At 41.7% G+C, this 13,715-nt stretch carries 11 protein-coding genes; all 11 read left to right on the forward strand.

Annotated elements, in window-relative coordinates:
• Window positions 1-9: 9 nt before the first annotated feature.
• The 11 genes from BSK21_RS15470 (at window position 10) to BSK21_RS15520 (ending at window position 13,708) form a co-directional block, all read left to right on the forward strand.
• Window positions 10-795 carry an ABC transporter permease gene (locus BSK21_RS15470; protein ID WP_067546795.1) on the forward strand — a complete coding sequence of 262 codons (786 nt, stop codon included), beginning with the start codon at window positions 10-12 and terminating at the stop codon, window positions 793-795.
• Window positions 792-2,018: an ABC transporter ATP-binding protein gene (locus BSK21_RS15475; protein WP_067546792.1), complete on the forward strand. Its 1,227-nt coding sequence runs from the start codon at window positions 792-794 to the stop codon at window positions 2,016-2,018. Before BSK21_RS15470 ends, BSK21_RS15475 begins: the two co-directional genes overlap by 4 nt.
• Entirely contained in the window at window positions 2,015-3,223 is a 1,209-nt protein-coding gene (locus tag BSK21_RS15480; RefSeq protein ID WP_074039084.1) for an FkbM family methyltransferase, read from the forward strand. The genes BSK21_RS15475 and BSK21_RS15480 overlap by 4 nt, the downstream gene beginning before the upstream one ends.
• A gap of 6 nt (window positions 3,224-3,229) precedes the next feature.
• Complete coding sequence (locus tag BSK21_RS15485) at window positions 3,230-5,752, forward strand: glycosyltransferase family 1 protein (protein ID WP_067546785.1); 2,523 nt, start codon at window positions 3,230-3,232, stop codon at window positions 5,750-5,752.
• Window positions 5,753-5,766: 14 nt separating this feature from the next.
• Entirely contained in the window at window positions 5,767-6,801 is a 1,035-nt protein-coding gene (gmd, locus tag BSK21_RS15490; RefSeq protein WP_067546782.1) for a GDP-mannose 4,6-dehydratase, read from the forward strand.
• Entirely contained in the window at window positions 6,802-7,554 is a 753-nt protein-coding gene (locus BSK21_RS15495; protein ID WP_198039387.1) for a hypothetical protein, read from the forward strand.
• Window positions 7,555-7,562: 8 nt separating this feature from the next.
• Window positions 7,563-8,414: a GDP-mannose 4,6-dehydratase gene (locus BSK21_RS15500; RefSeq protein ID WP_067547085.1), complete on the forward strand. Its 852-nt coding sequence runs from the start codon at window positions 7,563-7,565 to the stop codon at window positions 8,412-8,414.
• A 50-nt stretch (window positions 8,415-8,464) separates the two neighbouring features.
• On the forward strand, window positions 8,465-9,550 hold the full coding sequence (locus BSK21_RS15505; RefSeq protein ID WP_197498084.1) for a glycosyltransferase family 1 protein: 1,086 nt from the start codon (window positions 8,465-8,467) through the stop codon (window positions 9,548-9,550).
• Window positions 9,551-9,840: 290 nt separating this feature from the next.
• On the forward strand, window positions 9,841-12,063 hold the full coding sequence (locus BSK21_RS15510; RefSeq protein WP_067546773.1) for a hypothetical protein: 2,223 nt from the start codon (window positions 9,841-9,843) through the stop codon (window positions 12,061-12,063).
• Window positions 12,064-12,213: 150 nt separating this feature from the next.
• Window positions 12,214-12,573 carry an EamA family transporter gene (locus tag BSK21_RS15515; protein WP_067546770.1) on the forward strand — a complete coding sequence of 120 codons (360 nt, stop codon included), beginning with the start codon at window positions 12,214-12,216 and terminating at the stop codon, window positions 12,571-12,573.
• A gap of 4 nt (window positions 12,574-12,577) precedes the next feature.
• Window positions 12,578-13,708 (forward strand): glycosyltransferase family 4 protein, encoded by a 1,131-nt coding sequence (locus tag BSK21_RS15520; RefSeq protein ID WP_067546767.1) that lies wholly within the window; start codon window positions 12,578-12,580, stop codon window positions 13,706-13,708.
• The last annotated feature ends 7 nt before the right edge of the window (window positions 13,709-13,715 follow it).

Raw genomic sequence — 13,715 nt, forward strand, 5'->3', positions numbered from 1 at the left:
AAAATATATATGCTAAAGAATTTATGGCAATATCGTGGATTTATTTTCAATTCTGTCCGCAATGAGTTAGTCAACCGTTTTGTGAGCAGCAAACTTGGTGGGTTTTGGCTTATAATAAATCCACTTGCTCAAGTAGCAATCTACGCATTAATTTTGTCAAATGTACTAGCGACAAAATTGCCGGGCATCGACAACAAATATGCGTATGCAATATATTTGATGGCAGGTCTTTTGTCTTGGACTCTTTTTTCTGAAATTGTTGGTAAATGCCTTAATTTGTTCATAGAAAACGGTAATTTGATGAAGAAGATGAGTTTCCCTCGGATAACACTCCCTGTGATTGTACTTGGGAGCAACATCCTAAACAATCTGCTTCTATTCATTTGTATGGTTGCCATTTTTCTGGTTCTTGGACATGCTTTTAAATTGGTACTTTTCTGTTTGGTGCCGCTAACCATGCTGCTTGCCGCTTTTTCGTTGGGAATCGGACTTGTTCTAGGTGTTTTGAATGTCTTTATCCGTGATGTGGCTCAAGTAGTACCTATAAGTCTACAGATGTTGTTTTGGTTTACACCAATTGTATATCCTGAAAGCATTATCCCTGAAGCTTTCCGGCATTTGCTGAGCGCCAATCCGCTATATCATTTCGTACATGCTTATCACGACGTGATCGTGTACGGGCAGTTGCCTCCGGCGGGCGGTCTAGCTGTACTTGGTATTTTATCTATTTTATTGCTGACTCTGGCTTTACTTCTATTTCGCCGTTCTAGCGAAGATATGGTGGATGTGTTGTGAGTGTACTGAGTGTTAGCAAGCTGGGTAAAGCCTTTAGATCGTACTCGAGCGAGTTTTACCGTATTGCCGGTTGGTTTGGTTTTAAATTTAAGCCCGCCGAAGAAGTCTGGGTTTTACGAAATATTAGTTTCGACGTTCAGCAAGGTGCTGCAATTGGTATCGTGGGTCAAAACGGTGCAGGAAAAAGTACTTTGTTGAAGTTGATAACCGGAACCTTGCAGCAGACGGAGGGCAAGATCAATGTTAATGGTCGAATATCTTCCATCCTCGAATTGGGTATGGGTTTTAATCCTGAGCTGACAGGACGTCAGAATGTGATTAACTCTGCTGGCTTAATGGGTTTTTCGTTACGTCAGATTGAACTTGCTATGCCGCAAATAGAGGACTTTGCAGAAATTGGCGAATATTTTGACGAACCTGTCCGAACCTATTCAAGTGGGATGCAGGTGCGTGTAGCCTTCGCTGTTGCGACTGCTTGGCGACCTGAGATCCTCATTGTTGACGAGGCATTATCTGTGGGAGATGCTTATTTTCAACACAAGAGCTTCGCCAGAATTCGAGAGTTTCGGGAACTTGGAACATCTTTGCTCATAGTTTCTCATGATCGCAGCGCTATTCAGACTCTTTGTGATCGAGCCATTTTATTGGAAAAAGGTACAATAATTAAAGATGGTAACCCTGAGGAAGTTTTCGATTTTTACAATGCACTTATTGCAGAAAAGGAAAACAGTACAATCGAGGTGACACAGCTCGATGATGGTAAAAAACGTACTAGTTCTGGTACTGGAGAAGCTAGGGTTCATGCAATAAGCTTGCACAATAGTAAAGGTGAGGTGGTTGAATGCGTCGGTGTTGGCGAGGATGTCGAATTACGAATAAAGATTAAAGTATACGGTGCGATTAAATGCTTGGTGCTTGGCTATGGTATAAAGGACAGGCTCGGTCAAGTAATGTATGGAACAAACACATGGCATACAAAACAAGTTATTAGCGATTCAATTCCTGGTGACGAATATCAGTTTGTAATTTCGTTTGCCGCAAATTTTGGTGTGGGGACTTATTCGGTTCAAACGGCACTCACGAATAGTAACACGCACTTAGATATTAATTATGAATGGCGAGACTTAGCTCTTGTTTTCAGTGTCATTAATATAAGCAAAAATTTATTTGAGGGATGTTCCTGGAATGAACCAAATATTTTGATAAAAAGGAAAAGAAAATGACATTCATATCCTATGCTCAAAATTATGAAGACTATATTTTATATCGTGCACTAAAAGATGTCGAAAATGGATTTTATATTGATGTCGGAGCGAGTTGGCCCATTGAGGATAACGTAACAAAGATTTTCTACGATAAAAATTGGAACGGTATAAATATCGAACCATCCCCAGAAGCCTTTTCCGCTCTGGTAAAAGAACGAAACAACGACATAAATATATCCTGTATAGTTTCGAATGAAAATAAACCCGATTCTATAATCCATATTATAGACGATGGAAACTCTGGAAGGTCGACCTCCGATGAGAACTACCTAGCACTTTCTGATTTTCCGCGGGAAATGTATCAAAAAATATCAGTTCCATGTCGGACACTCAATAGTATTTTGTCTGAAGTGCTCATCGCAGACCAGCCAATACACTTTTTAAAGATCGATGTTGAAGGTTTTGAAAAGAGAGTCCTTCAGGGACTGGATTTGAACATTTTCAGGCCCTGGATAATCGTCTTGGAAGCAATGCTTCCTGATAGACAGGTGGAAACTCATTCACAATGGGAATACATCTTAATAAATAACCGATACAGACTAGTTTACGCGGATGGCCTGAATAGATTTTATATTGCAAATGAACGCGCAGAATTGGGGCAATGTTTTAAATATCCTGTAAGCATATTGGATGACGTAAAACAATATCAGATTGTTAAGATCGAGGAGGATGCCCATCGCGCAAAAGAGGAAGCCAATCGCGCAAAAGAGGAAGCCAATCGCGCAGAGATTGCGGAACAGGAGTTATTTGAACTTTCAAACAACTTTAAACATCTAAGTTATACGAACCATGTTTACTATAATCGCTCTATTGAACTTTCGAAAAGGATTGCTGAATTAGAAGCGAGTAACTCCTGGCGGCTTACTTCTCCTTTGAGGTGGATTTCTCGCAAATTAAAGGCATTCCCAGCCATTATCAAACGGCGCTGTTTTAAACTCCTGAAATACTTTATTTTATTTTTATTACGGTACCCAAAGATTGTCGCAAACATTAAAGTTTTACTGCGAAATTTTCCATACTTTGAAAAAAAAATCAAATCAAGTCTATTTGGAATGCGCGATCTTAGTAACTTACCATCATTAAATCTTTCCGATGCAAAAATAACAAGAAAAATGTTGTCACCGTATGCGACCGAAATTTTTAATAAACTTTGCAGGAAGTAAGCTGAGATGAAAATTTTAATTGACATGCAAGGCGCGCAATCGGAAAGCTCGAGAAGGGGAATTGGTCGGTATGTAGTTAACTTGATAGATCACATGTTAAGCACTGATAACAAGCACGAATATATATTGGTGTTCAACGGGCAATATCAAGAGAGTGCGAAGAAGTTAAAAGAGAGATATAAAATCTTTGCGGCAAAAATCAAATGTCGAACTTGGTTTCCAACCGGAGTCACGCATCTGAATGATGATGAAAACAAACTTAACTACCAATTAGCACAAGATACATATTTGGCTTTTATTAGTTCACTGCAGCCTGATGTGGTATTGATAACAACATTTTTCGAAGGTTTTAGCAATAACTGTGTTACTGCCATTGGTGATTTCCCAACTGCCATAATCTCGTATGATTTTATTCCATATCTCCAAAAAGAACATTACATTGGCTCGAATACGAAGTTATTAGATTTTTATAATGACAAACTTGATGATTTGCAAAAAGCTAGCGCTTTGCTCACAATTTCACAGTCATCCACTGAAGAAGTCAGAGAAATTTTAAAAGGCTACGAAGGTCATTTGGAAAATATTGGCTGTGGCTATGATCAGACGACCTTTAACTCAAACTTAAATATAGAAACAAAAAATTCAATTATTAATAAATTTAAAATCGAGCGTGAATTCATTTTTTATTGTGGTGGGGCTGATGTTCGTAAAAACCTCAATAGTATTATCATATCGTACAGCAAAATGGAGACTAAATTACGTCAAAAATATTCTCTAGTTTTTTCTGGTGACATCCCGCCATTTGAACAAGAAATGTTGCTGAAAACTGCTTCTGATTGTGGATTGACAAACGAAGATTTCCGCTTTTTAGGGCATGTAAATGATATTGAACTCGCTGCACTGTATAGTAGCTGTGCAATACACATTTTGGCGAGCACACATGAGGGCTTCGGCCTGCCTACATTAGAGGCTATGGCCTGTGGAGCCGTGTGTATTTGCAGTAATTTATCTAGTCTGCCTGAAGTTATTGGTCTTAAAGAGGCAACATTCAATCCATATTCAACCAACGATATTTCAGCCACCTTACAATTCGCTCTCACCGATAGCAAATGGCGGACTAAGTTCGCCAGCCATGCAAAAAAAATGATTGAATTATTTAATTGGGATCAGGTTTCTTTGAAAACTTTGGATGCACTTGAAAAAATTGGATCAGTGTCAAATTATGATCGTAGTGCATTTTCTTTGGATGATTTAATAGACGCATTTGAACAAAAATTAAATAATGCAATCGTTTCTGAGCAGATGTTAATTGAGTTGGCAAAAAACACTGCAGATAATTTTCCGCAAAAATATGACAGAAAAAAAATATATATCGATATTGCTAATCTTGAATTCGTAGATGCGAAAACAGGCATCCAGCGCGTTGTAAAATCACTGGCTACTAACCTAGAGCAGGTTATCGAACCAGTATACGATATCATCTTTGTTACGTCATTTGCACTGGAGCGTCCTGAGCTAAATAAAAAATCTTATTTCAAATCGATTACTTTCGTGAATGATATAACTAACGCTTCACATGACATTCAGGATAGAGAAGTTATTTCGCCTCAAGCTGGAGACATTTTTATAAGTTTAAATCTTGACTTAGAATTTTCGAATGAGACCTTAAATTGCCTAAGTCGTTACCAGGCCATTGGGGTGCACCTTGTCGGAGTCTTATACGATTTAATTCCCATAAAGTTTCCAGAATTTTGGTCAGAACACCCTCATTTTGCACCATTATTTGAAAGCTGGGTAAGAAGAGTTTTAGATTTTGATAGGGTTATTTGTATATCGAAAACAGTTGCGGATGAACTGGATTTCTATAGCGACGAAGTTTTGGGGGGGCACAGCTCATGCGCAGATATCAATTACTTCCATCTTGGTGCAGATTTTCCCAATTTCCAAAAAAGTGATAGTATATCTGACACAACTGTGCCAAAGGATCTTCTCAACTCTGGGTATTTTATGAGTGTTGGTACGCTTGAGCCACGCAAGAATCATGCTCTTATTCTTGATGCTTTTGACGCGTTATGGTTAGCAGATACGAATGTGGCATATGTTATTGTCGGAAAAGAAGGTTGGAATGTGTCCGAGTTGGTGGGTCGTATTGAATCACACCCAGAACTAAATAACAGGCTATTTTGGCTGAAAAATGCAACTGACGATGACTTGGACTTATTATATAAGTCTGCTAAATGCGTCATTGCAGGATCTTTAGCGGAAGGTTTTGGCTTACCTCTCATCGAAGCAGCCCAATACGGGGTCCCATTGATAGCAAATGATATTCCCGTTTTTCGCGAAGTTGCGCAAGATTTCGCCTATTATTTTGATGGAACTCCGCATGGGCTTGCAAAATCGTTGTTAGAGTGGATGAGCCTCGAAGAAAAAGGTCAACATCCACGTACTTCAGATATGCCATGGTTAAGTTGGAAACAGAGCGCAGCTCAATTCGCACAACTTTTAGACCTCAAAACAAGAACTAGTTAGGGAAAAATTAGGGTATGAAATCAGCGATCATTACAGGAATTACTGGTCAAGACGGAGCTTACTTGGCTCAATTACTGCTCGAAAAAGGCTATCGAGTTTTTGGTACATATCGGCGAACGAGTTCGGTCAACTTCTGGCGAATCGAAGAGTTGGGCATTCACAATCACCCCGAGATGAATTTGCTCGAATACGATCTGACCGATTTGGGTGCCAGCATCGCTTTGGTTCAAAAGGTAGAACCGAACGAAATTTATAACTTGGCCGCCCAAAGCTTTGTGGGAGTGTCGTTTGATCAGCCAAGTACTACCGCGCACATTACTGGTATTGGGTGCCTTAATTTGCTCGAAGCTATTCGGTTGGTCAATCCCAAGATCCGCTTTTATCAAGCTAGCACCTCCGAGATGTTCGGTAAAGTGCAGGCCGTGCCTCAAATTGAGAGCACGCCTTTTTACCCTCGCAGCCCCTATGGTGTGGCCAAGCTTTATGCACATTGGATGACCATAAACTATCGCGAGAGCTATGGCATCTTTGGAGCCAGTGGTATTTTGTTCAACCATGAGAGCCCTCTGCGGGGTCGCGAGTTCGTTACCCGGAAAATAACCGATAGCGTGGCCAAAATCAAGCTCGGCCAGTTGGACTGTCTGGAGTTAGGAAATCTTGATGCCAAGCGTGACTGGGGGTTTGCAAAAGAGTATGTTGAGGGAATGTGGCGTATGCTGCAGGTAGATGAGCCCGATACATTTGTGCTGGCCACCAACCGCACTGAGACCGTGCGTGATTTTGTGCGTATGGCTTTCAAGGGCGTTGGCGTAGAGGTGGAGTTCAAAGGTAGTGAAGAAAAAGAAACCGCTGTTGATATCGGCACAGGTAAAACGGTCATGCGCATTAACCCGAAGTTTTATCGGCCAGCTGAAGTAGAATTATTGATTGGTGATCCTTCGCACGCCAAGGCGAAGCTTGGATGGGAGCCCAAGACCACGCTGGAGCAGCTGTGCGGTATGATGGTGGAGGCTGATCTGCGTAGAAACCAAGTCGGCTTTTCATTCTAATTGGAACTATTAATGTTGGGGATTTTGGATTTAGCTTTTGGTGCGCAGATAGTTAGTGCAAAAACAAGTGATATAAAAGAATTGCTTTACGCTTCACCTCTATCAGTGGCCGACGATAAACCGGTTCGCGGTGGTGTGCCAGTGTTGTTCCCTCAGTTTGCAAACTATGGATGTTTTGATAAGCACGGCTTTGCTCGTAATCGGACATGGAAGCTGCTGCGGCGTTGGGAAGATATTAACCAATGTGGCGTGGTCTACAAACTTGAATTACCGGTTGATTCAGCCACTGATTGGCTTCATGACGCATCTTTGGAGCTCGAGGCTTTTTTAGTCTCAGATGAACTGCGCATAGTGCTGAGGGTAAGCAATTTGGGTGCGCAGCCTATGCCTTGGACTGGCGGTCTTCATCCGTATTGGCGTATTGCTAGCTTGCAAGAAGCCCACCTGGTAGGCTTGGGTAATGTGCCCGGTAGCCTCAGATTTGACGAATCTGGGATAGAACAACTCTATCCCAACACTGGAATGCTACAATTTGATGTTGGGACCCATACCGTTAGGTTGCAAGCTGTAGGCTTTAGGGAGTGGATGGTGTGGAACCCTGGCAGAATTGGTTCTCGTAATTTTACCGATTTGCCACCAGGTGATTGGCAAAAATTTTTATGTGTAGAGCCGGTGTGTGTGAGTAAAGCAGTTGTTTTGGCTCCAGGGGAGATATTTGAGGGCGTGTTGCTTGCCCAATGGGGGGCCAATTGAAAGAGTCTATGCATATTTTGGCAACTGGCGCGAACGGTTTTACTGGGCGCTACTTTAGAAAAGTGGCAGAGTCTTTAGGTCATACAGTATGGCCACTGGCTGCCGATCTTACTGACAAGAGTGCTGTGTGTGACGAGGTGGCGCAAGTGCGCCCCACGGCGGTGGTACATTTGGCCGCGATCAGTTTTGTGGCTCACGTTGATGAGATAGCTTTTTATAATGTTAATGTGCTGGGAACGCTAAATTTGTTAGCCGCCTTGGCAGCCTTGCCCGTGAAACCAAAAAAAGTTCTGCTGGCTAGTAGCGCAAATGTTTATGGAAACTGTATTACATCGCCGATAACTGAGACGCAGCAGCCATACCCAGTGAACCATTATGCCAACAGCAAACTTGCTATGGAGCATATGGCTCTAACGTATGGAGATCGTGTGCCGCTGGTGATCGCTAGGCCTTTCAACTATACAGGAGTGGGGCAGGGGCAACAATTTCTGATACCCAAATTGGTACACCATTTTGCCCGTCGAGACCGAATTATTGAGTTGGGTAATTTGCATGTAGAGCGTGAGTTCAATGACGTCCGGATGATTTGTGATGCTTACTTAGGTTTGCTTACCAATGGTCTGCCGGGGCAAGTGTACAATGTGTGCACAGGCCACCCCTATACGTTGAAGCAAGTGATTGCCACTTTAGAGCAGATTACAGGGCATAGATTGGACGTTCAGGTAAATCCAGCCTTTGTGCGAGCGAACGAGGTGCGCCGATTGTGTGGTAATCCTGACAAGCTGATTGGTTGCGTGGGGCGATTGAAAAACATGTCCTTAGCAGAGACACTGACTTGGATGATTGATGATATGATATGAAGGTTGGCTTTGGTTCGACAGTTTGGTTTCGGCTTCAGCAGAATAGTCACATGGATGGAATTGGTTACTATTCTAAAGAATTATACCGAAATTTAGCATCATGCGCTGAGGTTCAGCAGCTTATGCCCGTGGTTTTTGGTTCGAGTGGCAGTTCTACTCTCGACGGTTATCAAGTTAAGAATTTGCCTAGCTACCGCTTTGAGGCTTCTTGGTCAGCCGTTTCTGGTATGAGTTTCTTCGGAACCTCGTCTATGACTTCTTCCATCGATATATTTCATTCACCCGACCACTATACGCCACGTTTCAAGCAGATCCCGGTCGTTGCGACTTTGATGGATGCAATTCCCTTATCGCATCCTCAGTGGACAAGCCAACGTGCGCGAAAACTTAAAAATTGGATGTGGCGTAAGAGCGGCCATTGGGCCGATCATATTGTAACAATTTCAGAGTTTTCAAAATATGAAATTGTTCGCTATTTTGGTATTGATGCTGATAAAATTTCTGTAATTCCACTGGGTGTCGACGAATGTTATTTCGAACGTCTGTCTGACGACAAAGTGGAGCATATTGTTGCTGATCTGAATTTGCCTGATCGTTTCTTCTTATTCGTAGGCACACTTCAGCCGCGAAAAAATATCGAACGCATTTTAGATGCCCATGAGGCCTTGCCTCCGGCGTTGCGCAAGGAAACTCCGTTGCTTATTGTGGGGCGCAATGGTTGGGGAGCAGATGCTTTAGTCGCTCGCCTGATAGCTAATGGCTCGGATGGAGAAATCCGGTGGTTGCAAAATGTAGGTGAACTGGCAAAGCGTGTCCTGATGCAACGGGCCACCGCGCTCCTTTTCCCGTCTTTACTTGAAGGTTTTGGGTTGCCTGTTCTGGAGGGATTCGCAAGTCAAACACCGGTGATTACGTCGAACGCGACTTCATTACCCGAAGTGGCTGGTGATGCAGCTTTGTTTGTCGACGCATTAAGCGTGCCCGCGCTTTCCGAGGCAATGGTTACATTGGCACGTGAAGAGGCCGTAAGGCGAGACCTGGTTGTAAAGGGACTGTCACGTGCTCGGCAGTTCACTTGGGAAAAGTGCGCTCGCCAAACAGTGCAGGTTTACGACCGTGTGCTCAGTACGTGCTGATGTCGCCGAGCGTTACAAGCCTCGCTATCGTGCATTTATCGCAGTCTTAAACTCTTGGTTGTAAAATTAACCACACAGATGAGGCTGAGTATCGTAAGCTCAAAGCGGTTTTAAGTTCTATTTCATTCGGCGACGGACAGAAGGCGCCTGTAGGGCCGGTATTCTGGCTGCACTCATCGTCGTGTTTGCGTTGAACACATGCGTGGTGAGTTAAAAGGTTCAGTTTGTTGAGCTTGTCGAGGATGAAAAGCTTGTATAACGATTCCCTAAGTAACGATAGGACATGATCAATGAGTGATAATTTATTTATTGTTATTAGTACATTAATTGGCTTGATTTTATTCAACGGTCTGATCTTTTCCGTATCTCATATATGTAAAATATCATGGTTGGAGCGTTTTCCAATTGAGATACGCTACGTTTTTGGGTTGACCATTGTCTTACTTATTTTTTTAAATGCCAACCAATTCATTTCTGGAAATGTACTTTATCCTATTTTTGCGGCTTCTTCAGCGATTGTGACGGTCCTGCATATTAGGCGTGTTGATATGGCCGTGATAGCTGAAATTCTAAAACAAAGTTTCTCGTTGTTTTTAGTGCAAATCATTGTAATAATTGCAATTTATTTCACGTTTCATATGGATAAATTTTGGCTTTTAGAAGCCAGTAATCATGACTCAATTGTATATTATCAGGGTATGCTATGGTCACTGGAATCGCCCCTATTTGTTGCAAGGGATGTAATTAACGAAAGATGGGGGTTGGGTGTATGTGGAGAAGGCGGAGGTTGGATAGGCTATGATTGTCCGCTGTACCGAGGCGGTACTTATACACTGGCGGGTTGGTTACAGTATTTCTCACCAGTGAATACGGCAAATGGCCTTTATTTATTATTCGTTTACTGGGCTACCATCGTTTGGTTTGCGGTAAGGTTATTGCCAACACCAAAGACTTGGCGCAACGCGTTTGCCCTAGTCTTAGTGCTATCAACAGGTGCGGTGGGCGCTTTAATAAATAGTAACTTAGCTACAGTCATGGGAGAATCGGCGTTACTAATGGTCGTTGCGGTGGCGCTTCGCAAAGATATTCAAATTTTTTACCGCTATGGTGTGATGGCTGGATGGGCTGCGATTGGTGCACATTTCTATGCTGAGTCTGTTTTCTACACAGGGCTGTTTATATTTTTTATTTTTTCGTTTGAGCGCCTTCTAGCTATTTCGAAGCTTAAGGTATTAATGAGCCTTGTTTTGGCAACATTTATTCTCATTGTTCTTTTTCTATCTGCAAATATAACTGTCTTTCAGGCGATTAAAAACCTTTTGTTTTTTTCAGATATTTCCACAGGGGGGGAATGGTTTAGTTGGTATCTTCATCACGCCACATGGCTATGGATAGGGAGTTTCATTTCTGGTCTGTTAATGGCGGGTGATGTGTCGTTAATGTCGGTAGTTTTAGGTACGCTCTTGACATTTTGTGGGGGTATTTATCTGCTCCTTCAGAAAGACTCAAGATCGGCTACATTTAGCCTAATTGCGTTATCTTCCATCGCAGTACTATATGTTATTACCAAAGAGTACCAATACGGCGAACATAAAATTGTGCACTTAATTGGTCCGGCTTGGAGCTACATTGTGGCTGTTGCGGTGTTAAAGTTATTTAGAATTGAGTATATCAGGGAAGCCAAATTTGTTAACCTGATTTTTACAATTTTTGGCGTTAGCATGTTTACCTGTCTCACCATTATCTCAGTTCAATTCAGTGCCAATGCGGTAATGCAGCTTTATGGTTCAATGGACAAAAGAGGGATCGACTTTGGTATTAACTCCATCATTTCACACATCATGCCCGGCGAAACTGTACTAATAGATGATAGCGCTTGGATAAGCACGGAAAAGTTTCTTAAGGGCCACTATTTAACGTTATTAGTACATGACAAGGGTGCGCAGGTCTTGATGCCAGAAATTAGTAGCGACATTTTGAGGGGGGGGTATTGGCGAAATTCGGTCAACAATACATTGATGAATGCGAATAAAGTTGATTGGTTGGTTAAGGCCCGGGGCTCTGCAACTGGGTCGTCGAGGCTTGATACGACTAGAGGTGAACTGATTTCGGAAACGGCTGATTACCAACTGTACCGGGCAAATGAATTACCGTTAGTCTCACATGGTAAGAATTGGTATGATTGTGAGGTAGACCATTGCTGGACAGATAACAATTTTGAATTAGAAATTTTTAATACTGATGGCGCAGAATATAACTTAACACTTGAGTATTGGAGTTTTAGTCCCCCTTTAACTGGAACGGTTAGCGCTAGAACTAGTGATGGCGAGCTGCTAGGGCGATCGAATGCAAATCAAAACGCGCTACAATTCAAAGTACCTAGTGGCTGGTCTAAAATCACAGTCAGCGGTGATTGGTTAACTGCTTCTCCGAAATCACTGGGGCTTTCAGGAGATAATCGCAAACTATTCCTGGCGATAACAAAAATAAGCTTCCAGGCTCGCAATAATTGATATACAGTACTAAGGAATCGATACTATCAAATGTGAAGATCCAGTCTCTATGTCACACAACTTATTTAATGTATTTAATGATGAGCTATCAAATAACCAGCTAATTGAGGGTCAATACAATCCTAACTTTCTTTTAATGCTTTCTGCACGATGACATTTGTACAGTTCATAATAATAAATATAGGGGCTTTGATAGCTGCAGCAGGAGGAATATTTCTTAAGCGGCTTAGTGATCAATTGAACCACACTGATCCTTTATTAATTATTTTTACTTCCGCAATTAAAAATCCAAATATCTGGCTAGGCGGTATTTGTTATGTTGCCCCAATATTTCTTTGGACTTATTTACTCAAATACATGGAGCTAACTAAGTTACAGCCAACTTTGTCTATTGTATACCTATATACGTTAGTATTGGCATTGTTGTTTTTGGGAGAAGTTCCGAGTATTACGAAGCTATTGGGAATTGCGTTAATCATGTGTGGCATCGTTATTGTAGGTAAAAGTTAAAATTATGAAAAAGAAACGGGTATTGATTGTCGTAAATTATTTTTATCCATATGTGAGTGGTGTAAGCGAGTATACTAGAAATCTCGCTAGGGAACTCTCAAAACAGTACGATGTCACGGTTTTAACGGGTAAACATCGGGCTGATCTTCCACAAATGGAGGATTTCGAAGGCTATACGATAATAAGATCTGAACCTTTATTTTTTTTGGATAAAGGATATGTTTCATTTGATTTTATTAGAAAATTCAGAGCTTTATCTAGTCAGGTTGATATCGTTAATCTGCATTTGCCAATGCTTGAATGCGGATTGTTTGGTATATTGACGAACAAGCCTTTAATCGTAACATACCAGTGTGATTTAGCAATTGTTGGTAGTTTGCTAAGTCGTATTGCCGTCGTGTGTGTGAGGCTATCTATGCGCTTCGCGTTAAAACGCTCGGACACAATCGTTGTATTAAGTCAGGACTACGCTTCAGAATCAAAATTATTAGAAGGGCTTGAAGCAAAAATTGTTGAGGTAGCGCCCCCAAATCGTTTCGAGAAAATGCCATATAGTTTGACTAAAACAACCAACGATAGACCACTAATTTGTGGCTTTGTAGGTAGGTTCGTTCGTGAGAAAGGCATTGAGACAATTATTCAAGCTGCAAAGGTTTTGAGGGGCGAAGGCTTCCATTTTTGGTTGGCCGGTGATTATGAAGGTGTAGCTGGAGGATCTATATATAATGAAATTAAGAATGATATTGCTTCGTTAGGAGAAAATATTAGGCTTTTAGGTAAGTTAAGTGATGAAGAGCTCATAAATTTTTATAAGGAGATCGACATTTTATTACTTCCAAGCACTAATAGATACGAGGCCTTTGGTATGGTGCAACTTGAAGCTATGACGTTCGGAGCAATACCCGTTACCTCTAATATGCCAGGTGTCCGGGAGGCCATACTGAAAACTGCAATTGGTCAATTGTGCGAGCCAGCATCATCAACCTCATTAATTGATGCGATACGTAGGGCTCAAGGTGAACGGAGACGCGCCTCTCGGGATGATGTTCGTGGTTTGGTACTTAGAAAATTTTCTAATATCAAATTTGAGGAAACATACGTCGCGATTGTAGAAAAATTATTGACTAAAGTATAGACACACG

It is taken from the genome of Marivivens sp. JLT3646 (assembly GCF_001908835.1).
Classification (GTDB): Bacteria; Pseudomonadota; Alphaproteobacteria; order Rhodobacterales; family Rhodobacteraceae; genus Marivivens; species Marivivens geojensis.